The organism is Thiopseudomonas sp. SA1F2-1K (assembly GCF_057443035.1).
In genome coordinates this window covers 1,540,770-1,567,739 of record NZ_CM172014.1, presented here as the reverse complement: position 1 = coordinate 1,567,739, position 26,970 = coordinate 1,540,770, and the positions used below count along the sequence as shown (strand labels likewise).

General features: G+C 48.4%; 40 protein-coding genes. 27 read left to right on the top strand and 13 right to left on the bottom strand.

Going from position 1 to position 26,970, the window contains the following annotated elements; translation table 11 throughout:
- Positions 1 to 171: 171 nt before the first annotated feature.
- The 11 genes from AC2T15_RS07620 to AC2T15_RS07570 all read right to left on the bottom strand — a co-directional run bounded on the left by AC2T15_RS07620 (position 172) and on the right by AC2T15_RS07570 (position 7,849).
- Positions 172 to 933, bottom strand: a complete 762-nt coding sequence (locus AC2T15_RS07620; RefSeq protein WP_486777944.1) for a DNA adenine methylase — start codon at positions 931 to 933, stop codon at positions 172 to 174.
- 15 nt (positions 934 to 948) lie between these two features.
- Positions 949 to 1,116: a Com family DNA-binding transcriptional regulator gene (locus AC2T15_RS07615; RefSeq protein WP_486777943.1), complete on the bottom strand. Its 168-nt coding sequence runs from the start codon at positions 1,114 to 1,116 to the stop codon at positions 949 to 951.
- Positions 1,117 to 1,286: 170 nt separating this feature from the next.
- Positions 1,287 to 1,598, bottom strand: coding sequence for a quaternary ammonium compound efflux SMR transporter SugE (gene sugE / locus AC2T15_RS07610; RefSeq protein WP_486777942.1), 312 nt, complete (start codon positions 1,596 to 1,598; stop codon positions 1,287 to 1,289).
- A 599-nt stretch (positions 1,599 to 2,197) separates the two neighbouring features.
- On the bottom strand, positions 2,198 to 2,761 hold the full coding sequence (locus tag AC2T15_RS07605; protein ID WP_486777941.1) for a hypothetical protein: 564 nt from the start codon (positions 2,759 to 2,761) through the stop codon (positions 2,198 to 2,200).
- A 183-nt stretch (positions 2,762 to 2,944) separates the two neighbouring features.
- On the bottom strand, positions 2,945 to 3,136 hold the full coding sequence (gene csrA / locus AC2T15_RS07600; RefSeq protein WP_486777940.1) for a carbon storage regulator CsrA: 192 nt from the start codon (positions 3,134 to 3,136) through the stop codon (positions 2,945 to 2,947).
- 813 nt (positions 3,137 to 3,949) lie between these two features.
- Positions 3,950 to 4,276, bottom strand: a complete 327-nt coding sequence (locus tag AC2T15_RS07595) for a hypothetical protein (RefSeq protein ID WP_486777939.1) — start codon at positions 4,274 to 4,276, stop codon at positions 3,950 to 3,952.
- Positions 4,277 to 4,288: 12 nt separating this feature from the next.
- Positions 4,289 to 4,534: a hypothetical protein gene (locus AC2T15_RS07590; RefSeq protein WP_486777938.1), complete on the bottom strand. Its 246-nt coding sequence runs from the start codon at positions 4,532 to 4,534 to the stop codon at positions 4,289 to 4,291.
- A gap of 15 nt (positions 4,535 to 4,549) precedes the next feature.
- Positions 4,550 to 4,927, bottom strand: coding sequence for a response regulator transcription factor (locus AC2T15_RS07585; RefSeq protein ID WP_486777937.1), 378 nt, complete (start codon positions 4,925 to 4,927; stop codon positions 4,550 to 4,552).
- A gap of 714 nt (positions 4,928 to 5,641) precedes the next feature.
- Entirely contained in the window at positions 5,642 to 6,448 is an 807-nt protein-coding gene (locus AC2T15_RS07580; protein ID WP_486777936.1) for a DUF3037 domain-containing protein, read from the bottom strand.
- The gene (locus AC2T15_RS07575) at positions 6,445 to 7,197 is read right to left on the bottom strand and encodes a HipA family kinase (RefSeq protein WP_486777935.1); all 753 of its coding nucleotides are present in this window, start codon (positions 7,195 to 7,197) and stop codon (positions 6,445 to 6,447) included. Before AC2T15_RS07575 ends, AC2T15_RS07580 begins: the two co-directional genes overlap by 4 nt.
- 7 nt (positions 7,198 to 7,204) lie before the next feature.
- Complete coding sequence (locus tag AC2T15_RS07570) at positions 7,205 to 7,849, bottom strand: LexA family protein (protein ID WP_486777934.1); 645 nt, start codon at positions 7,847 to 7,849, stop codon at positions 7,205 to 7,207.
- 107 nt (positions 7,850 to 7,956) lie between these two features.
- Between AC2T15_RS07570 and AC2T15_RS07565 the strand changes: the two genes are divergently transcribed.
- Both AC2T15_RS07565 and AC2T15_RS07560 read left to right on the top strand, forming a co-directional pair.
- On the top strand, positions 7,957 to 8,166 hold the full coding sequence (locus tag AC2T15_RS07565) for a Cro/CI family transcriptional regulator (protein ID WP_486777933.1): 210 nt from the start codon (positions 7,957 to 7,959) through the stop codon (positions 8,164 to 8,166).
- 49 nt (positions 8,167 to 8,215) lie between these two features.
- Positions 8,216 to 8,572, top strand: a complete 357-nt coding sequence (locus AC2T15_RS07560; protein ID WP_486777932.1) for a Cro/CI family transcriptional regulator — start codon at positions 8,216 to 8,218, stop codon at positions 8,570 to 8,572.
- Here AC2T15_RS07560 and AC2T15_RS07555 read toward each other — a convergent pair.
- On the bottom strand, positions 8,505 to 8,708 hold the full coding sequence (locus AC2T15_RS07555) for a hypothetical protein (RefSeq protein ID WP_486779056.1): 204 nt from the start codon (positions 8,706 to 8,708) through the stop codon (positions 8,505 to 8,507). The two genes, AC2T15_RS07560 and AC2T15_RS07555, sit on opposite strands and share 68 nt — an antisense overlap.
- Before the next feature lie 132 nt (positions 8,709 to 8,840).
- Between AC2T15_RS07555 and AC2T15_RS07550 the strand changes: the two genes are divergently transcribed.
- From AC2T15_RS07550 to AC2T15_RS07435, 24 genes are all read left to right on the top strand, one after another.
- Positions 8,841 to 9,605, top strand: coding sequence for a Rha family transcriptional regulator (locus AC2T15_RS07550; protein ID WP_486777931.1), 765 nt, complete (start codon positions 8,841 to 8,843; stop codon positions 9,603 to 9,605).
- On the top strand, positions 9,602 to 10,381 hold the full coding sequence (locus tag AC2T15_RS07545; protein WP_486777930.1) for a conserved phage C-terminal domain-containing protein: 780 nt from the start codon (positions 9,602 to 9,604) through the stop codon (positions 10,379 to 10,381). Before AC2T15_RS07550 ends, AC2T15_RS07545 begins: the two co-directional genes overlap by 4 nt.
- On the top strand, positions 10,378 to 11,052 hold the full coding sequence (locus AC2T15_RS07540) for a replication protein P (RefSeq protein ID WP_486777929.1): 675 nt from the start codon (positions 10,378 to 10,380) through the stop codon (positions 11,050 to 11,052). Before AC2T15_RS07545 ends, AC2T15_RS07540 begins: the two co-directional genes overlap by 4 nt.
- On the top strand, positions 11,049 to 11,285 hold the full coding sequence (locus tag AC2T15_RS07535; RefSeq protein ID WP_486777928.1) for a hypothetical protein: 237 nt from the start codon (positions 11,049 to 11,051) through the stop codon (positions 11,283 to 11,285). The genes AC2T15_RS07540 and AC2T15_RS07535 overlap by 4 nt, the downstream gene beginning before the upstream one ends.
- A complete protein-coding gene (locus AC2T15_RS07530) occupies positions 11,282 to 12,493 on the top strand; it encodes a tyrosine-type recombinase/integrase (RefSeq protein WP_486777927.1) in 1,212 nt (403 codons plus the stop codon). Before AC2T15_RS07535 ends, AC2T15_RS07530 begins: the two co-directional genes overlap by 4 nt.
- Before the next feature lie 84 nt (positions 12,494 to 12,577).
- Entirely contained in the window at positions 12,578 to 12,871 is a 294-nt protein-coding gene (locus AC2T15_RS07525) for a hypothetical protein (RefSeq protein WP_486777926.1), read from the top strand.
- Positions 12,858 to 13,064 carry a hypothetical protein gene (locus AC2T15_RS07520; protein WP_486777925.1) on the top strand — a complete coding sequence of 69 codons (207 nt, stop codon included), beginning with the start codon at positions 12,858 to 12,860 and terminating at the stop codon, positions 13,062 to 13,064. Before AC2T15_RS07525 ends, AC2T15_RS07520 begins: the two co-directional genes overlap by 14 nt.
- A complete protein-coding gene (locus AC2T15_RS07515; protein ID WP_486777924.1) occupies positions 13,061 to 13,414 on the top strand; it encodes a RusA family crossover junction endodeoxyribonuclease in 354 nt (117 codons plus the stop codon). The genes AC2T15_RS07520 and AC2T15_RS07515 overlap by 4 nt, the downstream gene beginning before the upstream one ends.
- On the top strand, positions 13,411 to 13,959 hold the full coding sequence (locus AC2T15_RS07510) for a hypothetical protein (protein WP_486777923.1): 549 nt from the start codon (positions 13,411 to 13,413) through the stop codon (positions 13,957 to 13,959). Before AC2T15_RS07515 ends, AC2T15_RS07510 begins: the two co-directional genes overlap by 4 nt.
- 117 nt (positions 13,960 to 14,076) lie before the next feature.
- The gene (locus AC2T15_RS07505; protein ID WP_486777922.1) at positions 14,077 to 14,625 is read left to right on the top strand and encodes a hypothetical protein; all 549 of its coding nucleotides are present in this window, start codon (positions 14,077 to 14,079) and stop codon (positions 14,623 to 14,625) included.
- Positions 14,626 to 14,724: 99 nt separating this feature from the next.
- Complete coding sequence (locus AC2T15_RS07500) at positions 14,725 to 15,048, top strand: phage holin family protein (RefSeq protein WP_486777921.1); 324 nt, start codon at positions 14,725 to 14,727, stop codon at positions 15,046 to 15,048.
- Positions 15,048 to 15,713, top strand: a complete 666-nt coding sequence (locus tag AC2T15_RS07495; protein ID WP_486777920.1) for a hypothetical protein — start codon at positions 15,048 to 15,050, stop codon at positions 15,711 to 15,713. The genes AC2T15_RS07500 and AC2T15_RS07495 overlap by 1 nt, the downstream gene beginning before the upstream one ends.
- A gap of 141 nt (positions 15,714 to 15,854) precedes the next feature.
- Positions 15,855 to 16,385, top strand: a complete 531-nt coding sequence (locus tag AC2T15_RS07490; protein WP_486777919.1) for a terminase small subunit — start codon at positions 15,855 to 15,857, stop codon at positions 16,383 to 16,385.
- Positions 16,360 to 18,294: a phage terminase large subunit family protein gene (locus tag AC2T15_RS07485; protein ID WP_486777918.1), complete on the top strand. Its 1,935-nt coding sequence runs from the start codon at positions 16,360 to 16,362 to the stop codon at positions 18,292 to 18,294. The genes AC2T15_RS07490 and AC2T15_RS07485 overlap by 26 nt, the downstream gene beginning before the upstream one ends.
- 10 nt (positions 18,295 to 18,304) lie before the next feature.
- Positions 18,305 to 18,520 (top strand): hypothetical protein, encoded by a 216-nt coding sequence (locus AC2T15_RS07480; RefSeq protein ID WP_486777917.1) that lies wholly within the window; start codon positions 18,305 to 18,307, stop codon positions 18,518 to 18,520.
- Positions 18,520 to 20,112 carry a phage portal protein gene (locus tag AC2T15_RS07475; protein ID WP_486777916.1) on the top strand — a complete coding sequence of 531 codons (1,593 nt, stop codon included), beginning with the start codon at positions 18,520 to 18,522 and terminating at the stop codon, positions 20,110 to 20,112. Before AC2T15_RS07480 ends, AC2T15_RS07475 begins: the two co-directional genes overlap by 1 nt.
- Positions 20,099 to 21,337 (top strand): S49 family peptidase, encoded by a 1,239-nt coding sequence (locus AC2T15_RS07470; protein WP_486777915.1) that lies wholly within the window; start codon positions 20,099 to 20,101, stop codon positions 21,335 to 21,337. Before AC2T15_RS07475 ends, AC2T15_RS07470 begins: the two co-directional genes overlap by 14 nt.
- A 12-nt stretch (positions 21,338 to 21,349) precedes the next feature.
- Positions 21,350 to 21,703, top strand: a complete 354-nt coding sequence (locus tag AC2T15_RS07465) for a head decoration protein (RefSeq protein WP_486777914.1) — start codon at positions 21,350 to 21,352, stop codon at positions 21,701 to 21,703.
- A 9-nt stretch (positions 21,704 to 21,712) separates the two neighbouring features.
- Positions 21,713 to 22,744, top strand: coding sequence for a major capsid protein (locus AC2T15_RS07460; protein WP_486777913.1), 1,032 nt, complete (start codon positions 21,713 to 21,715; stop codon positions 22,742 to 22,744).
- Positions 22,745 to 22,984, top strand: coding sequence for a hypothetical protein (locus AC2T15_RS07455; RefSeq protein WP_486777912.1), 240 nt, complete (start codon positions 22,745 to 22,747; stop codon positions 22,982 to 22,984). It abuts the gene before it with no gap.
- The gene (locus AC2T15_RS07450) at positions 22,971 to 23,303 is read left to right on the top strand and encodes a hypothetical protein (protein ID WP_486777911.1); all 333 of its coding nucleotides are present in this window, start codon (positions 22,971 to 22,973) and stop codon (positions 23,301 to 23,303) included. The genes AC2T15_RS07455 and AC2T15_RS07450 overlap by 14 nt, the downstream gene beginning before the upstream one ends.
- The gene (locus AC2T15_RS07445) at positions 23,275 to 23,700 is read left to right on the top strand and encodes a hypothetical protein (protein ID WP_486777910.1); all 426 of its coding nucleotides are present in this window, start codon (positions 23,275 to 23,277) and stop codon (positions 23,698 to 23,700) included. The genes AC2T15_RS07450 and AC2T15_RS07445 overlap by 29 nt, the downstream gene beginning before the upstream one ends.
- Before the next feature lie 12 nt (positions 23,701 to 23,712).
- On the top strand, positions 23,713 to 23,901 hold the full coding sequence (locus AC2T15_RS07440) for a hypothetical protein (RefSeq protein ID WP_486777909.1): 189 nt from the start codon (positions 23,713 to 23,715) through the stop codon (positions 23,899 to 23,901).
- Complete coding sequence (locus AC2T15_RS07435) at positions 23,888 to 24,649, top strand: phage tail tube protein (protein ID WP_486777908.1); 762 nt, start codon at positions 23,888 to 23,890, stop codon at positions 24,647 to 24,649. The genes AC2T15_RS07440 and AC2T15_RS07435 overlap by 14 nt, the downstream gene beginning before the upstream one ends.
- Before the next feature lie 123 nt (positions 24,650 to 24,772).
- Here AC2T15_RS07435 and AC2T15_RS07430 read toward each other — a convergent pair whose 3' ends face one another.
- A complete protein-coding gene (locus tag AC2T15_RS07430) occupies positions 24,773 to 25,702 on the bottom strand; it encodes a BRO-N domain-containing protein (RefSeq protein ID WP_486777907.1) in 930 nt (309 codons plus the stop codon).
- Between the two features lie 938 nt (positions 25,703 to 26,640).
- Here AC2T15_RS07430 and AC2T15_RS07425 point away from each other — a divergent pair.
- Positions 26,641 to 26,952: a hypothetical protein gene (locus tag AC2T15_RS07425; RefSeq protein ID WP_286594350.1), complete on the top strand. Its 312-nt coding sequence runs from the start codon at positions 26,641 to 26,643 to the stop codon at positions 26,950 to 26,952.
- Positions 26,953 to 26,970: the final 18 nt, after the last annotated feature.

The following is a 26,970-nucleotide window of genomic DNA, read 5'->3' as shown; positions in this document are numbered from 1 at the left end:
AAAAGGCAAAATAATGGCGGTCCAGCCGACTAACCAGATCAGGGTTATGCGGCAGATAAGGGAGAACATAGTCATAGAAAAAATAGTGCTTAGAGCCATTTTCCTGATGCCAGAAAAATGGTTATTGGGATCATGTTCCTGATTCCAAGAACATGATCTTTAGATGGTTTTTTAGGGCTGCCAGCTATAGATCAGCAGCTCTTTTGCATCAATAGGGTGCCCGCCCACTGTGTAAGAGGTTGTTAAAGGCTCCATGTGGAAGTCTTTAAACAGCTCACGAATGTCGGGGTGGTCGTTGATGCTGAGCAAGGCTTTTCCCTGCAAATTATGAAAGGTGTCGGCTAGCTTTTCGTATTGATCCCAGCCGAAGTCAACACCGTAGCCGGCTACTTTCCAGTAGGGTGGATCGCAATAGAAAAAGCTAAAAGGGCGGTCATAACGCTGTATGCAGTTATGCCAATCTAAGTGCTCAATGCACACTTTGCTAAGGCGTAAATGCGCTTGGGATAACTCTTCCTCAATGCGCAGTAAATTGATGCGGGCACCTCGTGATGGGTCTACACCAAAAGTTTGGCCAACGCTTTTACCGCCGAATGCTAGCTTTTGCAGGTAGTAGAAGCGGGCGGCTCGCTGAATGTCGGTGAGCGTGTCAGGATGCTCGAGCTTTAGCCACTCAAACATTTCACGGCTAACGAGGCTCCATCGGAATTGCTGGATAAACTCTTGCAGGTGGTGGCGAACCACCCGGTAAAGACTAGTTAGCTCGCTGTTTATGTCGTTGATTGTTTCAGCTTTGGACGGCTCCTTCATAAACAGCATGGCGGCTCCACCAGCAAAAGGCTCGATGTAGCTTTTGTGCTCGGGGAATTTGGGCAGGATTTGTTTTGCTAGGCGACGCTTGCCGCCCATCCAGGGGATTATAGGTTTTGCCATTGATTGCCTCGTTACTCATGCAGTGCTTAACTCAGCACTGGGTTGGAAGCTCGAGGCCTTCGTATTTAATGCTTTGCAGCGTGGGCACTTTATCTGAAGCTGATAATTGCCGTCTGCTAGAGCGAGTAGCCTGTTGCATTTATAGCAACGGATTGATTTTAACTTATGGCTGTATATATTCACAGTGCTTGTTTTATGTTACCTTAGTCTCGCACTTGCGCAGGTGTGAGAGGCTTCGGCTGGTTAGCAGCGTCAACTGCTAATTGGTGATCCAGTAGGGCACCCCTAGCGCCTTACTGGATCGCCTCTCTTCAATTAAATGCCAATCAGCTGGTCGCTATTAGTCAATTTCGCTACGAAAATTTCAAACCAACAACCCCAGCAATGATCAGTGCAATGCTGATTAAGCGGCCAATACTGCTACTTTCATTTAAGAACAGAATACCAACAATTACAGTGCCTACGGCGCCTATGCCAACCCAGATACCATACGCAGTCCCCATAGGTAAGGTTTTCATAGCTATACCCAGTAGCCAGAAGCTTAGACCCATAGTGGAGATGGTAAAAATAGAAGGCAAAAGTTCAGTAAAGCCATTGGTATGCTTTAAACCGAACGCCCAGATCACTTCACAGAGACCAGCAACTATTAAAATAAACCAAGCCATATGTGCTCCTTATAGCTAGGGTCGTCCCTAGTAAATAAAGAGCGGTGAGGTCGTCCTCACATCATGAAGAGCTTACTTATAGCTTAGAAAGTATAAGTGTACTCATTGTCTGGCAACTCAATAGGCTGAACATGCTCTAAAAGCAAGAGGTCATCAAACTTGTAGCTCAGCGTTCGAATTTCAACTTTTTGAGGCTTATTTATTCTAGGTTGGTGTACGGCCTCTGTTTTCTTAGATGGGGGTTGAGGGAATCGGTTCCTTGCATTTACAAGACTTTCACTAGCACATACCAGTACTACGAGGGCCGGCAGCGCGACCATAATCTTATTGATCATTATGTACTCCTCCATGACGCAAAGCGTGTTTTATCAGCTAGATAGTAAGCGCTTAGCTGCTTACCACCGTATTGATGAAAGCAAGCCTAACTCTACTTAGTCTCACGCGAGATTAAAACACCTGTATTGCGACTTTATGTGAAGAGTTCTATGACTTTAGTGTTATTAAGCATATTTGCACAGTGTTCATGTACAAACTTAACTTAAATGTGCATTTTTAGTTGGTTGGGATGATGTTACTCATACGTTTTTTATCGAAAGCGTCTATGTGATCGCTATTTTAGTGGCTTTGAATTGCTGGATTGCCCAGATGATAGCGTGCATGCACCATATATAATGATAGGTGGGTTTTACAGGCCTAGAGAGATCACAAATCTCTAACTCGAATCCGGCTTCATGTTCATCCCAGTTTCTTATTGATTCTACGTAGCTGTACTCATCATAGAAATCGAACCTGTCAACATAAGTGACGGCGACTGACTCTTTGTCAGGAGTTAGCTCTGCATGTTTTACTATCTCGATAATGTCTTTTTTTGCAGTTTCTTGGCAGTATTCTGAAGCAACTCCAGCGACCAGTTTTTCTGTGTAATAGCCAGCATTATCAATGTTTTTGAAAAACTCAAACATGTCGTGAATGCGCGCAAAAACAAAGGTGCCCATATCGCCGCTGATGCATAAGTGACCGGGCCATGTGGTGATAAAAAAGTGCAGGTTCGAGCAGTTTGGGTTTTCAAATTTCAGTGAGCGATTTACGCCGCTATCAGAAAGCACCGTCATCCGGTGGCTTTCTACATCCTTTAAAAAAGCTTCTGCTGATGGCTGGCTCATGGCGTCCTCACTATTTTGCAGGGGGAATTACTCAGGTTATGCGTGGCTACCTCAGCCCAGTTGCGCGCACCTTGTTTGGTTTCAAAAATATAGCCACCGGGCACTGGCCAAAAGACTAGGCCATCGTTAGATTTTTGAGCTTTGATAACGTGGCGTTTTTTGTGGCCGTAGTAGATGTCGTGCTTACTCAGTGGCATTTTCGGCCTCCTGCCGCTCGGCTTGAATGCGGCGGTATATCTCTTCACGGTGGACAGGAATGTTTTCAGGGGCTGCGATGCCTATGCGCACTGTTTGGCCTTTCACAGCTAAAACAGTGACTGTAATATCATCGGCGATCTTGAACGACTCGCCAGAGCGGCGTGTAAAAACAAGCATAGGAATATCCTTATTTCAGATGGGGAAGGAGGGTGCTGGTTACGCCAGCGACTCGGTTTATATGATCACTGCTAGAGCAATTGGCTTCGCACTCGATTGACCGTGTGATCTTGATCATCCCGTTATTACACGCTTACGGGACAGCTCTTTTGCGTGCAGAGGGAATTAAGTATGCAGTGGCAGGTGCTGATCTCCTGCATCCCCTGTTCCCACAGGGTCGCGGTGCATCGTCAACTTTACGTGGCTCGCCAAGCGGGTTTTTCACCCGACATCCACTACCGGCCAATCAGCCTTGGCATTCACTGCATTGAAAAATGATCTGCGCTTACCGAGTTAAACGGTGCTTATCGCTGCCTTTGCGCCACTACGGCTAAGCCATTGCAGGCTTATTTGTGCTCTTGCTCGCAAATCACTTATCAATACACACTGGTTACGCCAGTGACTCGCCTCGATCGCGCCTGCTGAGGGAGCAGAGGACTCAAGCGCTTGGTGCTTATTAGTCTTGCTGTGCGCTACCCTAGGGGGTGACTTACCTTCGCTAACACAGCAAGCAAAATCCATTTAGGCGAACACCCGCGCCGATCCTTTCTTAGCTAATCTGGATCAGCTTGCCGCTCTCGGTTTCAGTAAACAGATGAACATCTCTTAGCCGATAGCGTCCACCTGGACCGCCTTTTACTACATAGCCAAGACGACAGTCTTCGATGCTTACGCGAAACTGTGTTCGCCCCTGACTTGCGTACTTGCTATCAAGTCTGATCTGCGCAACTAATGGGGTGGTTGGTTTGCTGAATAGGGTGTCAGTGTGCATGCTTATTTCTCCGCCAAGCTTTGCTTGTTGCTCCAGTATTTGTTGTATGACTTGCGCAGTTCGTCGGGGCATACGCTGTATCGATCACTGATAACGGATAAGGCATGATCGAAGTCTGCACCGTCGTCTAACTGAAAATTGACGGCTAGCACTGCCTGCCCAAGCTGGCGCTTATAGCTAATAGCTACAGATTCCAGACTAGGTACCGCTGGCGCTGGTTGTGCAGCTGCTGGTTGCGATGCTGGCTTACTAAAGAAATCGGTAACCGCTTGTTTGATAAGGGTTAAAGCTGTTGGTGCAAATAATGGGGCATGAGTGATAGCAGTCATGGTAAATACCTTTTAATGAATGCGGGTAGGTGGCTTAGGTTGTTTCTGACTTACGTTTTTAATCACGACTGCAGAGACACCGGTGGCCAAGCCAAGCTTAAAAGCGGCGATTTGATCACCTGTGAGGGTTATCGAGTGGCCGTTTAAATCGGTGACTTCTAAGCTGTTGTTTGTATCAAGATTGATGATTTTTTGTAGCTCATCGAGCAGGTTGTCAGCGCTGACTAGGCTGTCTGCGTTAAAGCGTTTTGGCTTCAAGCGGAATCCTTACTACTAGGTGAGTTGCAGGGGTTGGGTGATGGCTTGCCGTGGTGCGTGACGGGTTATCGTGACGCGAGCGATGCGGTTAGTTGGCTGGCTTTCGCTGGGTGCCAGCCACGCGCCTACAGCCAAAGTTAAGCAAAGCTTAGCGATGATGCCGCGCGCCATTGCTTCAACACATACGCCCGTTACTGAGCGCTTACCGCCTAGCTTTTCTTTGGCTAGGTTGACGTGTTTTTCTACTGTTCTTGGGCTTATCGCCATTTCGCGGGCTGCTTCTTTTGCGCTGTATTCGTTTGCCATATAGAGCAGTGCTTTAAGCTGTTGGTCGGTTAGGTTGCTACCAGGCAGACCTTTAAAATCACCGATTACTATTTCGTGCTTTTCCATAAAACCTCCTTGGTTTGGCTTTCCAAAGCACCCTGTTGCCAAGGTGCTTCAGTAAAGCGGTCTGGCTGCTTTAATGCCCTCGCCAACCTGTTGCGATGTAGGTCGTTGAGTATCTGTAGCGGGTGGCTGTGCGCTTCCCTGTTCGTTACGCTCAATCGCAATCTATTGCGTAACGGTCATCGGGCTTATACAACTTGCAACGTGCAGCGCTGGTGTGCCTACTTTTTTGGACACATTGCAAGAGGTGGCCTCAGTTACTAGCGCCACTGTGGGCTGGGCGCGTGATTAGATCCCTGCAACATTTGCTGTCTGCTGTGCCCGTACAGCGGTTTATCTATCCAGCGGGCAGGGAGCATTAGCAGGGCAACCGGTTAAACCGTTTACCGCTATCAGCAAGCTGAGGGAGCGGTGGGCGTGAATAACTAGCAGGCAGATTCGTCTGCAATAGCTGGTACCAGAGCCAGCGTGGCCGTGAAAATTTATTACTCGCGCTGAACTCATGGTGATTCGTTAATGAACACTGAGGATTCACGGGCGAGGGTTCCAGATTGTGTAAAGAGCAAACAGCTTGTTGGGCTGTGTCGCGATAAATTTAAGCATACTTAAGCTGTGTGTCAAGTTTATTTTAAGTTTGCTTAAATTGTTTTTTGAGAGTAGTGAATTTTAGGCAATAAAAAACCCACCGCTGAGGGTGGGTTTGTAGAGGGGAGGCTTTTAGTGGCGTTTTATAGTTTCAATAATTTCACTGTCGGGAAGCGAGTTATCAATTACTCGAACATGGTCGATTCCACTTAGTTGATTGACAACCTCCATGCTTGCATCAATAAGTTTCTTGTTTTTGGCGCTAGATACAATGATTATGGTGTCTTCAGGTAACTGCTTGTGCCTGTTAAGAGTTTCTAGGCGGCCCATCCAAATTGCACCTTGATCAAGAATTTTAGTTGAGTCTTCTTGGGTTAGGTCGAGTGGTTTAATTGCTTGGGTGGGCTTTTCCTGCTTCATCCGTACAAATGGGAAGCGCACGCTGTAGGTGCTTGTTCCCACTCGTGCTTCTTTGTACAGTTTTTTAAGGTGAGCAGATTCTAAAAGCTTACCCACTTGTCTTTCCAGGTTTTGCTGTTCGTACTCTTTGGTGGCAAAGCTTAGGTTTACGTAATGATCAAACAGGTAATTAATAGCTGTTTCTCCATCTTTAATCATCATGCTACCAGGGGCCTGAAAGCGGATCATGGTCTCACGAGGGCTAATCAAAGCTTTAAAGAAAGGAATAGCAAGTTCAGGATTGCGTTCGATCGCATTCTCAATGCGATCAAGCTCCTGCTTTATTTCTGTGCGGGCGTTGGCGAACAGTGCTTTATCTAGGGTGTAAAAAAAGTCTGTTACCCGCTTAGATTTACGCATTTCAATTTTGTGATGAAACTCTCCGGTGGATGTTATTAATGCCACCCCAATATTCACAAACTCACCCGTTTCTGGGTAAGGCTGAAATTGAATAACAGTGTAATTGCATACTTTTTTCATAGTTGACCCCAAAAGCTGTTTTGGGTAAATCGGTTTAATATATCGAGTCTGTCTTCTAAGGTTGGTTTAATTTTATCTACCAAATCCGGGTAATGATACAGCCACTCAGGGGGTAAGCATTGAGTTATATTGCACCACTGGTTTAGCGCTTCGCTAAATTTGTTTTCAAGCTCAGCACGTGTAGCTAAGTCTTGAGCTAGTGGGGCAGCGTCTTTAAAGACGTGGAACTCTAGAAGCTCGCCTATATTAAAGTCCCCATAAAAAGCGCCATTATGGTCAATAACGCTTAGCTCTGAATTATCAGACAAGAGAAGGTTAACATTGCCACCAGCCGAGCTTAAGTTACGGTCTTGGTTTTGAATCCAGTAATCAAAAATCAGTACCAGCAGCTGCAGGCTAGGTGAAACTTTATCTATGGATGTGTAAAGAAGATCTCGAGCATTAGGCACTTGCTGGGATGCAAAAGCAATACCGCCTGAGAGATCTTGTATGTTGTTTATTATACTAAAATCGATCAGTTCTTGTGGTATCTGCATAAACCGCCAGTCTGGAATTGGCAAACCCAGTAGCTTTCCTAGCTGTGCTGCTAATACCTCAGAAACAAGCCCTATAGGCCCTGCTTTATTAAAGCCCTTAACGAAATAGATCTCATTGTCATCAGCCCTGATAATAAAGGGTTGAACAGAATAGCCTTGCTCACTTTGCTTGATTATCTCTTTAGCTGTTACTACAAGTCCATTAAGGCTCATTTAGCACCTAAAACATATCCAACCGTGCGATTACCACGCCACAGATCGTGGCATTTCCGTTTATTTTGATCATTTGCTCTGGCCATGCAGGGTTTAACGCTTTTAGATAGCGTTCTTCGCCTTCAATGATGAGCTGCTTAAATGTAGCCTCGTTGCTTTCATCAAGCTTTACGACCACTAGCGAATTGTGGTCTGCGCATTTTTCTGGATCGACAAAAATAATATCGCCATCAAAGAACGATTTGCGGCTGTGCGGGTTTTCCATTGAAGCGCCGCGCACCTGTAGTGCAAAGGTGTGCTCGCTATGTGGCACAGGGCAGTAGTAGTAGGTTTCTACTGGCTCGTATAGGTTTATTTCTTGCCAGTTTCCTGCCTGGACCCAGCTAATAAGTGGGACTTTAGCTGTTAAATCGGGGCCAGCAATGACGTTTGGTTCTGGCTTTTTCTTTGGGCCTTCGCCAAGTGCTAGCCACTTAGGTAGAAAACCTGTTGCTTCTGCTAAGGCGTAAAGATTCTCAGGCTTCATCGTTTTGCTTGAGCCTGCTAACCATTGCGAAACTGCTGAGTTGGAAACTCCACACTCTGCCGCTATTTCGCCTTTCTTTTTTCCGCTTTGTGATATTGCGTAAGCAATTCTTTCCGACATATTCATGCACACAGATTAAGTAAACTTAATTTAAGCATAAAGAGTGATTTTTCCTTTGGTTGACCTGTAAATTTAAGCATGCTTAAATTGGCGTGTTTCTAGTAGGAGTCACTATGAAAGTAAGTGAGGTTGCAGGCCACTTTGGCAGTAAAAGAGCTTTGGCTAAACAGCTTGGAATATCTGAGGCAGCTGTTTCCTACTGGGGAGAGGTAATTCCACTATCTCGCCAGTACCAAATTGAAGTTATTACAAAAGGAAAGTTTAAAGCAGTGTCCTCTTGTCTTGCTGATAGCAAAGATAAAGCAACAGTGAGCCAGAGCTAAGTCGGTAGTTAGCTACTGAACAGATAAACAGTATTTTGGCAGGTTAAAAATGAGAGTAAGCGATCTAGTAAAACATTTCGGAAGCCAGCGCGCTTTTGCTCAGGTGCTTGGCCTATCTGAGTCTGCCGTAACGCAGTGGGGGGAGCTAGTGCCAGAGCTGCGCCAGTACCAGGTAGAAGTAATTACTGATGGCAAATTTAAGGCTGCACGGCCTAAGCCACTAGCTACTCGCGTAGAGCTAACTACCACTGACTTAGGGGTGCAGGTAACAGTGTTTGAAGGCGATGTATTCGATGCCAGTTACGCCATAACCGATTTGGCGCGGGCTTTATATATCGCTAGTAGTCATCTGAAGGGACAGCAACCTTCAAAACGCCGTCTTCTGACAGGTAAGGACCTTCTCTAAATTCTATTTGATAGGTTTTTCCACGACCTTTAATGCGTTCAAAAGTAAGCCCGCTGAAGCTTATTTCAGCATCTTTAGGTAAGCCTGCAAGCTGTTCGATTAAGTCGCTCACTTGCATTGTTGGAATCTTTTTCATGTTAGGCCCCCTGTGGCCGTTGTGTGTGGAAGCAAGACGATACCACGCGAGGCCTAACATTTTTATAGACGAAAAAAAGCCCCGCTCGACGACTAATCCAAACGGGGCTTTATGCACATAGCAGGAACTATTATGCACAAAGCAATGTTACCAAGCAATCAGACCGAAGTAACTATGAGCAGTCGAGAAATTGCTGCCTTAACAAACAAAAGTCACGGTAATGTGTCACGTGACATTAGAAACATGATGGAGCAGCTGCAAAAAGATGTATTCAAATTTGAAGAGATCTTTTTTGATAGCTACGGACGCGAGCAAAAGCAGTATCGCTTAGACCGCATTCATGTTGAATGCTTACTGATGGGTTATAGCGCTGTATTACGCATGAAAGTGTTGGAGCGTTTAAAAGAGCTGGAAGCCCAGTTAGCCAAACCTTCCATTCCAACCAGTTTTGCTGAAGCACTACGCCTTGCAGCCGATCAACAAGAACAGATCCAGCAGCTGGCGCTTACCAATCAACAGCAAGCTAGCCGCATTGACGCGCTAGAACAATTACTAGCTGCCGGTGTAACTGCTCCTGACTTTTGCCGCCGCTTAAATGGCGTTAACACAATGGAAATCAACGCCTACTTGCAGCGTGCTGGCTGGTTGTTTGACTCGGGCAATGGGCGCAGCCGCTGGCGCGTTGCTAGCTATGCTCGCGACAAGTACATGACCGAGCAAGCAGTAGAAATTAAAAGCGGCACAGCCGGTGCATTTAGCGCAGTTAAAGCCGTATTGCTTAAAGCTGGCGCCCAACGACTACTCAAACTGTACCTAAGCAGCAAGCTACCCATGAAGCGTAGCTGGGATGGTGAGTTAAAGCATGACTTGGTTGGCGTGGTGGGGGTGGCAGCATGAGCATGATTTTAATGGCTAAAGCCATGCAGCTAAAAGTGGGGAATCCAGGGTGCAAGTTGGTTTTATTGAAGTTGGCTGATAACGCCAATGATCAGGGCGAATGTTGGCCGTCATACCAGAACATTGCTGACCACTGCGAGTTAGGGCGTAGCACTGTTATTCGGCATGTGAAAACCTTGGAAAATATGGGATTAATCAAAAGTTATGAGCGCAAGTGCCCGATTAAAGGTAATTCATCTAACTTATTTATTTTGACTTTAGAAGGTGGTGAAACTGTTAAAAAAACCACACCTAAAGCGCAGATTAACCCTAGTGCAGAATTGGTACCCCCTAGTCCCGATTTGAGACCCCCTAGTATCAATTCCGCACCACCCCCTAGTCCCAATTTGAGACCCAGAACCAGTCACTCTTTTGAACCAGTCATAGAACCATCTATTGTCGGGCAACCCGACACCGCCTCAAAAGTGATTGAGTATTTGAATCAGCGCACCGGTTCAAAGTTTAAGCCTGTTCAGTCAAATACTCAGTTGATTAACGCACGGCTCAAAGAGGGCCACAGCCTAGCAACAGTTATCGCGGTGATTGACCGCAAGTGCGCGGAGTGGCTTAACGACCCAAAAATGAGCGCATACCTTCGCCCGGGCACGCTGTTTAGCGCTAAGAATTTTAATAACTACGCTGGCGTGATTGATAAGCCGCTGGCACCGCAAAGCACTCAGGTGACCGATGATCTGAACGACACCAGCTGGATGAATGAGCCGGAGGGCTGGTTATGAGAAGCGCCTTACAAGTAACCCAAAGCGTAATGCTGGCGCCTGAGCAGTACGCAGCCCAGCCAGCTAATCCGGTTAGCGCAGTAGCCGATCATGAGTCGGGCTTAGTGGTTAATCGCTTGTTTCGTGAGCTAAAAGCCGTTTTCCCAGCATGGCGCAACGCATGGCCAACCGCTGAGGATGAGGCAGCAGCTAAGCGCAGCTGGACCAAGGCGTTTATTTCTGTGGGTTTAACTCAGCTGGAGCAGATCCGCTTTGGTGTCGAGCAGTGCCGCCTTAGTGGCCGCCCGTTTATGCCGTCTGTGGGCGAGTTTATTCAATGGTGTCAGCCAACGCCTGAAATGCTGGGCTTGCCCAGTGCAGAGCAAGCGTACCGGCAAGCGTGTGCCTTGGCGCATCCAGCCGCTGACCGCTCCCAAGCCCATGCCGCTGTTTTTCATGCTGCCAGCGAGACGGGGTTGCACCTGTTGGCCAATCAGCCCGAGTCGGTATCGCGCCCAGTGTTCGATTATCACTATGGGCTTGTGGTGAAAATGGTCATGCGTGATGAACCACTGACTGAAACACCCAAAGCGCTACCCGCCAAGCCTGCCGAGCCAACCGACCAAGATCGCGAAAAAGGTGCCCAAGTGCTGGGCGCTTTGCTTAACAAAATCAAGGGGAAACGATCATGAAGTGGAAGCCGCCTGCCAGCGCGCCTAAGTGCGGCGAGCAAATCATTGCTGATTTTGGCAGCCCATTCGGCTTGGATTTGGCTGTATGGGATAAGCACAAAAAAGCATGGCTTACGCCACAGCTAGGTTGGAACTTTGAAGTAAAAACGGGCAAGGAGTACCCGAGCTATCAGAGCGAATACCGAGCGAATGAAGATTTAGCGCGCTGGGCGCGCATCGAGGCGTTTGAATGAGCAAAACCGTAGTTGTAAGCATGAGTGACGCTGAGATTAAGCGGCAAATGATGGGCACTGCGCATACTTTGCGCGATGCCCGTTATCCGGGGGTGCGCTTTCGGTTTTTGACAGATCGGGCGCGGGGGAGTTGGTTTTTGATCGGCGGGGGTAAGTGGGAGCGTGTTGCCGGGTACCCGCAGCTGAGCAGTAAAAAGTTTTTTGAAATACTGCCAGAGCTGCAAGCTCAGCGCGCCCTTAATCAGCCTGTAACTGCAGTTGTTGGGCAGTTTGATACTTGTGGCGACCTGTTGCGCTGGCATCGTGAGCGAGTATCCAAGGACAGCAACTTAACGCAAAAACGAAAGAATGGTGTTCGATCGATTATTGATGCTCAATTATTACCAAGAATTGGTGGGCTACGAATATCGGATATTAGCACTAGTGCGATTGATGACCAGATGATGTGGCCACTGCAGTCAGAACTATCCCTTAGCTACGTTCACTCTTGTTTAAGGGTGTTTAAGATGGCGTTCACTCAAGCACATAAGTTAAAGCTGATAGCTGACAACCCTGTGGCTGCAATGCGTTTTACTGACTTTGTTTCAGCGAGGATTAAGCCTAAGCCCGCCCGTCTAAATATGCTTGATTTGCCGGAGTTGATTACGCTTTTGGTTGAGACATTCAAACAGAATCCAACCACCAGCATGCTGGCCTTAATGATGCTCGCTCACGGTACTAGAATCGGTGAAACCCGACTGGCGCGCTGGCGGCATATCTGTTTAAAGCAAAAGGTTTGGATTATTCCTGCTGAAAACACAAAGACTCGATCAGAGCATGTCTTGCCACTGACTGACCGTATGTGTGAGCTGCTGGGCGTTTATCGTGAAGCGATAGGTAGCCGTTATAGCGCGCAAGGTGCTTTGTTCGTAGATCGATTAACCAACAGAGGTTTATCTGAGCAGGCAGCGCTGGGGGAGTTTAGAAGATTATCCAGAGGGCAGTGGAGTAGTCACGACCTCAGAAAACTAGCCAGAACAGGTTGGGTTGAGTTGGGAGTGGATTTCTTGATCGGTGAAATGCTGCTTAACCACAACATGAGCCTAATGGCCGAAACCTACATTAATACAAGTGCTGACGATTTGAAGCTGGATGCATTAACTAGATGGCATAAACGGCTAGATGACAGCGGTTTATGCGCGCTTTCACAGGAGACTGTTAGTGCATAAAGCAACCATAAGTATTTCTCTAAGAACGCATAACCAAAAGGCTTTAGCGCGTTTAGTAATCCGTATAGATGGAGGTTCTATTTGATGGCTTTCGACCTAAAAAAAGTAAAACCTTGCCCCGTATGCGGTGGCAGTGGTCGAGTGCGCGGCATGGTTTTAACGCTAAGCTGCTTAGATTGCGAGGGCTCGGGTTATGCCTTGATTAAGCCAGATCCAAAGCAGCGTGTTGAGAATGGATTGGCAGCGCAGTTGGGTGCTGAACTGCGGTCGGCGATGGTGCGTATTTATCAGCTGGAGGCTGGTCAGCGAAAGGGTGAGCCGGCAGTGCATTCGGTTAACCGGTACGGTGCGGGAGGTAGTAGTTATGTCGGCGATTAAATGGCGGCCAGTGCGCGGCGCTCATAACGTGTTTGAAACCGATCAGGGCTATATCGTGGCCAAAGTTAAGGTGGCTGAAAAGTACGTTTATACGGTGACAGCACCAGGCGCTAAAGAATCGTTTGCTTATCTTGGAAGTCGTGAAGAAGTAGTGAAAGTGATTGAAGTGCATATGAAAGGGGAAGCTGAGTGATTTATTTAGAGTTGCCGTGGCCGCCGCGTGAGCTTAGCCCGAATCATCGTGCGCACTATCAAGCCAAGGCTAGAGCAGTAAAAAGCTACCGCCGGTTATGCATGGCCTTTGCTTATAACGCCCGCCAAGAACTGCCGTCTGGCAAGCTGCTAATGAAAATTGAGTTTTGCCCACCAGACCGCCGCGCCCGCGATGATGACAACATGCTGGCCAGCTTTAAGGCTGGGCGTGATGGGATTGCTGATGGACTCAAAGTTAACGACAACCGCTTTGCTACTCAGTTTGAAGTGGGTGAGCCTGTGAAAGGTGGTTTGGTAAAAGTATTTATTAGCGCTCGGGAGAATCAATGATTTATAAAAACGTGGTGAGCGCTGTTGTTTCGATTCTATCTGCTGAAAGCATGACTGATGTGGGCGGCCAACGGTTTGAGAATGAGCCGGTAGCGATGGGAGCTTTATTAAGTGGTGAGCTTACTGAAAGCGACCGCCAGTTGGTTAACTTTTGGATGTGTGCACGCCTTAAAAAGCAGCTTATTCCTGCGCATTGGGATGTATTGGTGGCTAAGTATTCGGGGCAGAAAGGGCAAAAGCTTAGTGCTACCGCCAAGTTAAAGATTCGCGTAAGTACGCCAGCGCCCATGCGCTTTATTAGTTATGCAGTATTTGCTTGGGCGTTACCTAAGAAGAAAGGGGTTGATGGCAAGTGCAGTGAGGATTCGCTGCAGGCCCCACGCTGGCTGCATGATATGAACCTGTGGGATGAAGATGCACGCCCAGAACGAACCCGTAGGCGCTGGCGAAAAGGGATTTTTGACACGTTAGATGACTTGCTGTTAGAGGCGCTGGCAGCGGCAGAGGAAGTGCTAAAAGATGAAGGTGTACTGTGCTTGACTTGAATGGCCGTGTGACCTAGTATTTCGTCATTGTGTCGATTCTGCGCCTAAAAGAATGACACCAGAATTTTATAAACCCTGATCAGTTCGCTGGTCGGGGTTTTTTAATGTGGAGAGATTATGGATATTATTTCAATTGCTGAAATGTTTCCTGCGGTTATTGGCCTAGCTGGTGTTGTGACAGGAGCGTTACTGCAGTATGTGCTCAACATTTCAATGGCAAGTCGCATCGCTAAAAAAGAATCCGTATCGGAAATGCTTAAGCTTTACGTTGAGTTAGAAAGGCGTTTTGCAAGCTATATGCAAGCTTTTGATCGTAATAATTACCGCTGTCAAACGGATGAGTATCAATTTAATGGCGGCAATGTCAATTTGGATACTGCACCTAATATCAATATTTCTCAGCTTAATGTGGTTGTGGGGAAGTTAAATGTTGATTTGATCGGGTTGCTCATAACAGCAGAGTTTAAACATAATCAAATAGTGGCAGGCACTGACTATATTCAAGACCAATATTTTGAGCCAGATGACTTGTACTATATTGAGAATGACTTGATTATTAAAAGAGGGCACTCACTGCTTCCCCCGTATCTTTATATCAACCGTAAATTAGGCATGGAAACCAGTGAGAGCGCCAAGAAAATAGAAGAACTATATATGTTGAAATAATTCAATAAAAATCTTAACGAAACCTCGCGAATGCGGGGTTTTTTTGTTTCATCCTCCAAGGAGGATGGCTCTAATTCACTAGCCCCGCGGGGTATCGAGATGCATAAAATGCCAGATAAAGATCTAGGGTTTTGGGCGAGCATTATCGCAACAGCCCGCGAGCATGGGCTAATCATGATGCTCACCTTCATAATTTCTTACTTACGAATCAACCTATATAGCGATGGTCGCAGCTGGAAAGCAGAGTTGCTGGAAGCACTGCTAGGCACCTTCGTCATCATGATGGCCGCTCATGGGCTGCAAGCTATGCAGATCAATGAAGGTTGGGCGTGGGGTGTGGCCATCTTTGTTGGCTTGATTGGGATCGATAAGGCCCGCAGCGTGCTAGAAAGCTGGGCCACTAAACGCTTTGGTGGTGATTAATGACTGATGTGACTGGATTAGATGAAGCGATTGAATCACTGGACCGGCTGGGTAGGTCTGCACCGGTAGCGCTGGCTGATGCTATCAACCACACATCTAACCAGTCTCGCATTGAGCTTCGCTCAGAAATGCAGTCGGTATTCGCAACGCCTACGCCATTTACATTGAATGCCATTGCTGTTCAGCCAGCTAAGCCAGCGGGCGATCCTGAAGGCGCGGTGTTTGTTAAGGACAAGAAGCAGGGCGCTAATGCCCCTGAAGATTGGTTTGCCCCGCAAGTGTTTGGTGGTGAGCGACAGCTTAAGGCCAGTGAGCGCACCTTGCGCGCGCTGGGTGTGCTGCCTGCAGGCATGTTCACTGTGCCAGCTAAAGGCGCCAGGTTGGACAAGTATGGCAACATGAGTCGCGGGCACATTCGCCAGCTGCTGACCAGCATTCGTAAGGCTGTGGCCGGTGCACGCAAGGAGCCGTTCTTTGTAGCGCGTAAAGGTGATAAAGCAATCGGTATTGCCGAGCGAGTAGGTAATAGGGTGCAGCTAGTGCTGGTGTTTACCCGTGAGCCGCAGTACGTGCAGCGCTTGGATTACAGCGCAGTCGTTGAGCGTGTGGCAGATCAGAACATTGAAGATAACCTTAACCTGGCTATCACCAAGGCACTCGGCTAGCGTCCTGCCAGCCGATGCAAATCATTCCCATCTAAATAACTTTTACGGGTCCTCCCAGCCCCCACCCCCCCGTCCGAGGGTGATTCCAGCTCGGCAGACCTCTACTTATGAGATTTTTTCAGGGTTGGTTGTTGTTTAGTCATGAGCAAATTTAAGCAAGAAAAACAGCGCGGCTGGCTCAATAAATCTGAGATGGCTGAGAGCCTTGGTATTTCTACGCAAGCCTTTGATAAATGGGGCGTTGAGCCAGTTGCCCGCATAGGGCGCGAGACCTTTTTTGACGTCCGCTCTGTGGTCGATAATCGGGTGAGCAAGTTAGACCCAATACACCAACCTGACGACGATATTGATCCGCTGGCAGAGCAGAAGCTAATTCAAGAGCGTTTGCGCTTAACTAAGGCTCAATCGGAAGCCCAAGAGCTGAAAAACGAGGTCACGCGGCGGGTATTAATCCCAGCAGACTTTATTACGTTCACGCTCAGTAAGTTGATTCCTGAAATTGCGGCCACGATGGACACTTTGCCCATGACTATGCGTCGCCGACATACCGATCTGGAAGCACGGCACTTAGATACGCTGGAGCGTGAGGCGACCAAAATCAGAAACGCCTGCGCTAAGTACGCAGGTTTATTGCCGGAGCTAATTGATGAGTATCTCGATAGCACAGAGTGAGTCAATCGCCGCTGCTATCGAAGCGGGGCTTGCCTCGCTATATAAACAACCGCCTTTAACTCCAGTTGAGTGGGCAGACGAACACTTTTACCTTTCCAGTGAGTCCTCTTATCAAGAGGGACGCTGGGAGACGTTGCCGTTTCAGGTCGCGCTATTAAACGCGATGGGCAATGACGAAATCCGCACGGTGAACATTATCAAGTCCGCGCGTGTGGGTTATTCCAAGATGTTGATTGCAGCAGCTGGCTATCAGGTGCAGCACAAGCGGCGCAACATTCTGTTTCTGGTACCCACCGATGGATCGGCTAGCGCATTTATGAAGTCGCAAATCGAGACCATGATTCGTGACGTGCCGCTGGTGCGCGATCTAGCGCCGTGGTATGGCGTCAAGCATCGAGACAACACGCTAGACACTAAACGATTCACCCACGGCAAGCAGTTGTGGTGCCGTGGCGGTGCTGCTGCTAAAAACTACCGCGAACTGTCAGCCGATACCGTTATTTATGACGAGCTGGCCGCGTTCGAGCAGGACGTTGAAGGCGAAGGTAACCCAACATTTTTGGGCGACAAACGGATTGAAGGCTCGGCATTCCCTAAGTCGATTCGCGGAAGTACGCCAAAGACCAACTCGGGTGAAGAGTTACGCTGTCAGATCAGCTCGGCTGCAGAAGAGTCGGGCCACTTATTTAAGCTGAATGTACCGTGCCCGCATTGTGGCGGTGAGCAGTCGCTTAAATGGGGTGGTGCCGATTGCGATTACGGCATCAAGTGGGATGAAGGCAATCCGCTGGGTGCTTGGTATGTGTGTGAGCACAATGCTTGCGTGGTTCAGCAGCATGAAATGCAAGAACAGCAATCGAAAGGTCGCTGGGTATGTGAGTTAACGGGAATCTGGACGCGCGATGCGTTCGAGTTTTATGACAAAGATGATCAAGCTATCCCAACTCCGGAGGCGGTCAGCTTTCATGTATGGACAGCATACAGTCCATTTACCACTTGGGGCCGCATTGCTTACGACTTTCTTAAAGTAAAAAACGACCGCTCCAAGCTGAAAACCTTTACTAACACCACGCTTGGCGAGGTATGGGAAGAAGATCAGGGCGAGAAGCTAGAGTGGGAGAACCTTTATGCGCGCCGAGAAGTGTACCCAGCGGTGCCCGATGAGGCGTTATTGCTATTTGGCGGTATTGATACTCAGGACGACCGCTACGAAGGGCGCGTGTGGGGCTTTGGCAAAGGCGAAGAAGCGTGGCTGATTGATAAATGGGTGCTCACTGGTGATCCGGCCAGCGAAGAACTGCGGCGAAAAGTAAGAGAGCGAATCCGAAAACAGTATCAAAAAGATAACGGGCACTTGATGCCCGTTATTCGTTGGTGCTGGGACTCGGGCGGCCATTACACCGATGAAGTATACGAAGAGTCGCGCGCACTAGGTGTGCACTGGGTGATTCCAATTAAAGGAGCTTCGGTTTACGGCAGGCCGATAGCCACATTCCCTAACCGTAGGCATCCGATCAGTAAGGTTTATCTGACCATGGTCGGCACCGATAACGCTAAAGAGCTGATTTATAGCCGATTACGCATGCCGTACCAGCCCAATCAAGAGATGCCAGGCTTTATTCATCTACCCGCAGACGATTTGCTATGTGATGAAGATGAAGTAAAGCAGCTAACTGCAGAAACCAAAGTAATGAAAATCGTAAAAGGCCGCAGAACTTACCGCTGGGAAGCCGGCGGCAAGCGTAACGAGGCTTTGGACTGTTTTGTGTACGCCTTGGCTGCATTACGTATTAGTCAGCAAAAATTCGGCATTAATTTAGATGATTTAGCCGCTCAATCAAAAAGCATTGCAGGCGCAACAAGGCGCCCAAGAGGCGCACGCGGCACACGCAGCGCAGTAAGAAACTAACGAGGTAATCATGACCACAGCAGCCCAACGATTAGCTGATGTACGCAAGACCATTCACGAGGTGCTAACCACCGGGCAAAGCATCCGAAAAGATGGCCGAGAAGTGCGCTTAGCAGAGCTATCTAGTCTGCGTCAGCTTGAAAAGCAGTATCTGCAAGAGGCCACTGCAGAAAGCCAAGCCAACCGCCGAAAACCTAGAAACCGAGTATTTTACGGAGCCATTTAATGAGTAAGCAGATTGCAGAATCCGTACAAAAGCAACTGCTCGATGCCGCTCTGCAGTTTGCCAATACGCAGAACCAGCCAACTGCTCAAGGAGGCGGTGGTGGTGTCGAAACCCGCTATCGTGGCGCATCAAAAATGTTGCGCTCGATGGTTAGCTGGATACCTGGGCTGCGTAGTGCTGCAGCAGATTTACCGCTAAACGAGCGTGAAACCCTAATTGCGCGATCACGTGATGCTAGTCGCAACCATTTAGTTGCCCGTGCCGCCATTATGCGGCTGCGCACCAGCGTTGTGGGTACCGGCTTAGTTTGTTATGCCCAAGTGGATAGCGCTGCACTAGGTATTACCCCTGAGCAAGGTTGTGCGCTCAACAAGCAGTTAGATCGGATTTGGGAGCTATATGCTTTGGATCCGCGCGAGTGTGATGCGGAAGCCACTTTAAACCACTATCAACTGCAGGCGTTAACACTGGTTTCTACTCTGGTTAACGGTGACGTGTTTGTGGCCACGCCCTTCACCGAGCGAACGGGCACCATTTTTGGTACCCGCTTACAGTTAATTGAGGCCGATCGGGTATGTAACCCAAACGAACAACTCGACACCGAAAATCTAGTGGATGGCATTGAGTTTGACCGCTTTGGTGCACCGATTCGGTATCACGTGGCCAGTAGTTATAAGCGCGAACGTGCTTTTTCCCAAGTAACGCGAAAGTGGCAAGCGCTAGAGGCATTTGGTAGCGAAACAGGACGTCGGCGAACTTTGCATATCATGTGTGACAAAGAACGTCCAGGGCAAAAGCGCGGCGCTCCTTATTTGGCACCCGTTTTAGAGCCCTTACAGAAGCTAGAGCGTTACAGCTCAGCTGAGCTAATGGCCGCCGTTTTAAGCGCATTCTTTACCGTATTCATTGAAAAAGGAGAAGGCTATGTAGATTCAAGCTACCCAATGGCAATGATGGATTCAGAAGACCCCTCAGATAACGACAGCGACACCATTGCCTTGGGCGAGGGTGCAATTGTTGATCTGGCGGTTGGTGAAAAAGCAAGTGTGGCAAACCCTGCACGACCAAACGCCCAATTCGACCCTTTCTTTGTTTCGGTAGTAAAGCAAATCGGTGCAGCGCTTGAGATTCCTATGGAAGAGCTACTGCTGCATTACGACAGCAGTTACTCGGCTGCGCGCGCGGCGATGCTGCAAGCTTGGCGCTACTACAGTGTGCGCCGTTATTGGTTGGTCAGTGATTTTTGCCAGCCAAGCCGAGCGTTGATTATTGATGAAGCGGTGGCGCGCGGAATGATTGACTTGCCCGGTTATAGCGACCCAGCCAAACGCCGCGCTTATCTAAATGCGCTCTGGATTGGTCCAGCACGCGGAGCAATTGATGAACTTAAAGAAGCCAATGCCGCCGGCAAACGGATTGATATTGGTGTAAGTAACGAGTCGATGGAGGCCGCAGCCATGAGTGGTGAGCCTTGGGCGGATATTTATGCTCAGCGCTTAATTGAAATTAATCGCCGTAAGGCCGACGGCATTTACACCGTACCTAAAAACCAAGTACCAGTTAATCAAGGAGAAGACGATGAGCGCCTTTGAGTTAGCGGCATCGCAGCCGTGGTTAATACTACCCGATGCGCTCGATACCATTTTAAGCATTGCTAAGCGCACAAATGATGTTGAGGCACTAGAAACCAAGCTGGGGCAGCAGCTGAAGCACACGCATACCGTTACCTTTCGTGATGGTGTTGCTGTGATTCCAGTCTCTGGCCCTATTTTTCGTTATGCCAATTTGTTCACCCGTATTAGCGGTGCGACAAGCACCGAAGTGCTGGCGCTGGACATTCAAACCGCACTGGATGACCCAAAAGTTCAAGCCATTGTGTTGAACATCGACAGCCCAGGTGGTGTAGCAAGCGGCATTAATGAGCTAGCAAATCTTGTATTCCAAGGCCGAAGTAAGAAAAAGATTGTGGCCTATATCGGCGGCACAGGTGCAAGCGCTGCGTACTGGATTGCCAGCGCCGCACACGAAATCGTAATTGATGACATAGGCATGGCCGGCAGCATCGGAGCGGCGCTTAGCATCAAGCTAAATAAGCAAGATGACGGCAGCACCACTTACGAGATCGTCAGCAGCAATGCACCCAATAAACGACCAGATCTAACCACCGAAACAGGCCGCGCCAAACTGGGTGAAATGGTCGACTCTCTGGGTTCGGTCTTTCAGAAAAAAGTTGCCATGCACCTTGCAGTAGATGCCGAAAAAATCCCAGAAATGGGTGATTCCGGCGGTATACGCGTTGGGGCAGATGCAGTAACTCACGGCCTAGCCCATCGGCTGGGTTCACTTGAATCAGTTATCACTGAGCTAGCAACACCTTCACAACCTAAACGGAGCACCGTTATGACAAAAACCGTAGTAAAAACCACGGCAGAACTGCATGCAGCGTTAGAAGCTGGCACAGATGCTAAAGACATTGTGATTGCAGAAGCACCGCAAGCCACTTTAGAGAGCTTTGATCTAACCGAAGTAAAAGCCGAAGCCGCCAAAGCTGAGCGTGAGCGTGTAACTGCTATCACTCAATTAGCCGGGCCAGAGTTTCAAAAAGAAATTGATGCGGCGATTGAAAATGGCGACAGCAAAGAGGTAGCTGCCCTAGCCATTTTAACTGCAAGCCAAGAGCGCGGGATTAGCCTGTCCGGCATCAAAGCCGATGCCACCCAAGCCGATGGCTCAACCCCGCAAACAGATCAACAAAAGACTGCCGATAAACGCGGCAGTTTAGTTTCTACCATGCTGAAAGGCGCAGGCGTTAAGTAATAAGGAGTCGACATGACTGAGAAATACCCAAAAGAAGCACATTACATCCCGCATCAGCTCCGCGCGGGTGATTTTCCAGTGGTCACTGAAAGCGTCATCTTTGGTGCCAATCAAGTGCTGCAAGCAGGTGCAGTGGTAGGCGTAAACGCAGAAGGGCACTACGTGCTAAGCGTAGCCGCAGCAGAAGACACCAGTAAGAACCCAGTAGCTATTTGTTATCACGACATCGTGACAGATGATTCGCCAGCTCAGGGAGTTGCGCAGCTAACCGGCGAAGTACTGGGCGAGCAGTTGCAGCTAGGCGAAGGCCACACCGTAAGCAGTGTAAAAGCTGCGTTACGCCCACTTTCAATTTTTGTACGTTAAGGAATAATTATGCCTGATCAATTATTTGATACTCGCACTATGCTCGAAGCTGTCGAGCAAATGCACACGCCAAGCACCTTTTTACTGAATACCTTTTTCAGCAATCAAGAAACTTTCGATACGCTCACAGTAGACGTAGACATCGTAAAAGGTGGTCGCAAATTAGCGCCTTTTGTCAGCCCTAAATTGGCTGGCAAGGTCATTACTCGCGAAGGCTATACCTCAAAGCAGTTTAAGCCGGCTTATATCAAGCCAAAAATGGAAACCAACGTAGAGCAGCTATTTAAGCGCTCAGCGGGCAATAATCCGTACGCTAACGAAACGCCTGCAGAGCGTGCAGCTAAGCAGCTGGGTAAAGATTTAGCAGAGCTAAACGATCAAATCACCCGCCGCGAAGAGTGGATGGCAGCTCAGGTTCTGGTTACTGGCAAATCCACTATTCAAGGTGAAGGCGTTGATTTAGAAGTGGATTACCACATGCCAGCTGAGCATAAAGTATCTGCTTTGACTAATGCGTGGGGTTCAACGGCAGCTGATCCAATCGCTGATTTGCGCTTATGGGCGCGGCAAGTGGCTAAAACCTCTGGTCGCCGTCCTACGCACGTAGTGTTATCGGGTGTAGCTCAAGATGCGTTTATGAAGTCTGAACAAGTGCATAAATTACTCAATACGCGCCGCGTGGATATGGGGCAGATTAACCCGCAAAACTTGCCAGGTGGCGTGGTATATCTGGGTTTTCTGAATGATCCGGGCCTAGATATTTACGCCTATAACGAGTGGTTTATTGACCCCGAGAGCAATGAGCTAGCACCGATGATTCCTGATGGTCAGATCATTATGGGCGGCTCTGGTACGCGCAATAGCCGACTGTATGGCGCTATTCAAGACCTAGAAGCGATTGAGCAGGGGCAAGTTGAAGCTGCACGCTTCCCTAAAACATGGAAAACACCAGATCCAAGTGCACGCTGGTTAATGCTGCAATCAGCACCGCTGGTAGCGATGTTAGAGCCGGATGCGTTCTTTACTGCAAAGGTGGTGTAAATGACAGCCAACAAAACCCCGTTTGTGGTGGTTGCTGGCGCCATTCAAGATGGTCCAACGCTGGTGCTTCAAGGCCAGCGTTTTACCCCTGCCTCCCTTGAAGCAGCAGAGCGCTTACTGGCGCAGGGGTTAATTGCGCCAGTACAAGAAGCAACAACCGATCCACCCTTAGCAGCGGCTAAACCAGCAGCGCGAGCTAAAAAGCCAGCAGCTAAGGCAGCAGCAGATGAAAAGCTTTAGTGAGCGTTTAGCACAAGCAGATGAGCGTTTGCTGAAAGTGTTAAATGATGGGTTAGCAACGCTATATGACAAGCACGGCACAGAGCTTGCGAGCAATGTGCCAATCACCCTTGATCTAAGCGTTGAGCACCCATCTAACTTCACTGGGCGAACCAACATCATCACCTTTAACCGCCGCGAAGCTCCACGCTACGACCCTAATGGCCTAATCAGCCATGCCGGAGTTATGTGGAGAATCGACAGCATCTTAAAAGATGACGGCTATCTAGTGGAGTGCGCAGTCGTTGACCATGATCGACAAACAGCAAACCTTGGTTGATGAGTTACTTGGCAAGCTAAAAGCGGTACCCAATTTTGGGCAGCATGTATTTGAAGACTCAACAATGCGCGTTATTGATGAGGGCGATGCAAGCCTGCCTGATTATTTTATTGTGCTGCAAACAGGCCAAACCGACGAGGTAGAGCGTGTAGGCAGTAAAAGCTTGCGTGAGCGTGTGGTGCTTAATATCACGCTTGTGACGCGTAAGCGTGACTATGCAGCAGAATTGCGTGCAGGCCGTTTGCACGTAAAAAAACTATTAGCAGGCAGAAATGCTGGGCTTATCCAGAGCCAGTCGGCCAGCTTTCTTGCTGAGTCACCCATTCAACCCGCCAGTGGAAGCGTATTTGCAGCCCACGTAATGCCCCTGCAAATCACCTACGTTCAAAACTACTAACAGGAGGCAGTAATGCCCATTGTTCACGTAGCCCGCCCATTTATTTGGCGCATCGGGCATAACGCCGTGCTTATTGAAAAAGGCGAGCAAGACTTAACGCCGGCACAAATCGAGCACGCAACTAAACACGGCTGGCTGCAAGTGCAGGCACCAGTAAAAACTAAACCTAAACCAGAGGTAATAAAACATGGCGATGACTGACGGAAATGCAGTACAGGTAGATAAGTCGCTGATTGGCGAAGGCATTATTTACTTGCGTAAATACGGCAGCCAAGAGGGCATGATTGATATTGGCAACTGCGATGAGTTTAACCTGGGCTTTGCCAGCGAAAAACGCGAGCTCAAAAACTATCGTGGGGGTGGCGGTAACCGTAACGTGATTGAAAAGGTCAGCGGCGTGACGGCCAGCCTTGGATTATATGACCTAACGCCCGAGAACATTGCCCGCGCGCTTAAAGGTGTAGTGCAGCAAATTGATACGCAAGCTATTACCGATGAAGCGCTTAAATGCTCGGGCATCATTAACGAGTTTGTGCCGTTTGCCAACATTCCAGACCCTGAAAAGCCGGTAACAGTAAAACTGGCCGATGATTCAGAGCTAGAAGCGGGCACCGACTACCGTGTGAGCGCGCATGGCTTAGTGGTGTTGTCAGATAAGGTAACCCCTGCAGGGGTAAAAGTTTCGTATACACCTAAAGCGGGCAGTGCAGTACAGATGCTGGCAGGCTCAGGCCAAGAGTGGGAGATCTACATTGCCGGCCTTAACGATGCGCAATCGGGTGAGCCGTATGCCGTGCGGGTGCATCGTTGTAAGTTCAGCCTATCTAGCGATTTTGCAGTGCTTTCGCAAGACTACACCAAGCTAAACCCAACGCTTGAAATTCTGACTGATGACACCGTAACAGGCACTGGTATCAGTAAATTTGTGCGGATGGATTTGGTGCGTTAGCGCTTAGGTTATTTAGTAAGCTTTTTTAAATGTGAGCCATACTCACATTTAAAAACTAAAGCTTGAGGATATGGCAACCCGAGGAGGTCAGTTTGACTCCTCGGGCATATTCAGACTAATTACTTACCCACGCGGCTGCCATACAGGGCTAGAAACTATTCGGCTGCTGGTGTGGTTAATCACTGTTTGTAGTTGTTGGTTTAGGCTTAAATAAGCCTCAAGCTGCTGGCGCATAGCGTTAATTTCGGCTACGCAGGCGCTTACATCGTTACCTTGCTGGTGTAGGTTCCACAACAAATCACGAGTGGGCGAGTTAAAGTCGGGGCTGACCAGTTGGCTGGTAGAAAAGCGCCCATGTTGTTTGCCTTGTTCGTTAATACCAATCCAGCGGTGTAAAGGCGCATGGTTTTTTTGCTCTAACCATTCCAATGGATAGTTAATCGGGGGTGCAGGTAGTAGCGGCTCTGGTTCTAGCAGTTCGCCTTCTAGTGGAAGTCTGGCCACTAAGCTAACTGCATCGGTAAAGTTTTCGCTATCAATTAATTTATAGGTGCAGCCAAATTTAGATTTTAGTGCAGACCAGCAAGTAATTGCTGCTTTGGCACGTTTGTTTTGTGGTAGAGCTTCTACCCGTGCTTTAACCATAGCTTTAATAGCATCTTGCTGATCGGTGGTTAATCCGTTTGGTAGTGCTTTAGTTTTGGGCTGTGTTTTAGGTTTAACTTCGGCAATGCCTTCTAGTACATCTAGCACCCACTTGCGAAACTCTTGAGCAACTTTTGTTCTGGCAAACATGGCAATCAGGTGCGCGCCACGAAGTGAGAAAATACGAATCTCTTTTTTGCGCTGACTGTTACCGATTCCATTGACCGTCAAATTGACGGTCGTTGTCATGCCAGCGGTGAACTCGACCTTGTTTCTGTCATAGATGCGGCTGACAGAATCTTCTCGTGCATAGCCCAGTGCTTTTGCAATCTGAGCTGCTTGCAGCCACGGCTGGCCATTGCGGTCTACGATATCGAATTTAGTATCTTGAAAGGTAAGTGCGTGCATGGTGAACTCCTTTGTTTTGAGTTTCCGCGCCCTGAGACCAATCAGGGTGGGCGGATCGAGCAAGGTTGGTCTACCGGACAAAGGAACCGGCGAGCCAGAGGCTCCCTCGCACGATCCGCCCATAACAGGTTTGCCATGCAATGGACACAAAAAAACCGCTTGTGCGCGGTGTCGTATCCGCCTTTGTTTCCGGGAGACCAATCCCAGATCACTGAATTTGCAGTGACGCGCACACTTTATGCATGCTCGTGGTGGTTGTCAATACTAGCTATTTAAAGGTGCCCCAAATTTGAGGATGCTTTTAAATAGCTTGCCATAGTTTCTATGTTCGAAATCATTGACCGTCAATTTGACGGAGCAGATGCTGCTAAGGTGCTTGCGACTTGCAAGTGCCTTACTTACCAAACTCTAAGGTACTTCCAATTTGGAAGCCCCTTAACCAAGTCTGGCTGTTGTGATCTATGATGTCTAATTTAGTATTTTGAAAGGTAAGTGCATGCATGGTGAAAGTCCTTTGTTGTTTAGTTTTGCTTACCTGACGCCAATCAGGGTGGGCAGAGTTGTACAGGGTTGGCGTACCGGGCAAAGGAACCGGCGCATCCGAAGATGCCCCCGCACAGCTCCGCCCATAACAGGCATTACCATGCTGCAGATACAAATAAAGGATATGAGGTGGCGAACTATGCGTAGGTTGGTCGACCGAGATCACGGACCCGGCACACCCGAAGGTGTCCTGCGCACAGCCCGCCATAAAGCAGGCACAAAAAAACCGCTTATGCGGCGCTGTGCACCGTGAGATATTCGGGCGACCAAACCCGATCCCTGAATTTGCAGTTACGCGCACACTTTATGCATGTTCGTGGTGGTTGTCTATACTAGCTATATAGCTAGCAAGGGGTAAGTGAGCTATATTTCAAGCTTTAAAAATGGAGGAAAACGTGAATAAAGTAATACTAGCTGTTGCGGTTACTACATTGCTTACTCCTATTATGGGGCTTTCAGCGACCCGTGAAGAGTGCATCGAAATTGAACCGCTGGCGGAGAAGATAATGATTGCCAGACAGTCCCAAGAAAAGATGTCCAGCCTTATGCTTGAGTATGAAGGAGATGAAGCAGCTCAGTTTCTGATTGTAAAGGCCTTTAGTAATCATATTGCTGCGCGTAACAAGGAGGTGCAGCAGAAAATCATTGATAAGTTTGTTAACTACGCATTTTTGCAATGCATAAAAGATAAAGTTTCCACAGAGTAGCTTTTGTACTTATTTGAC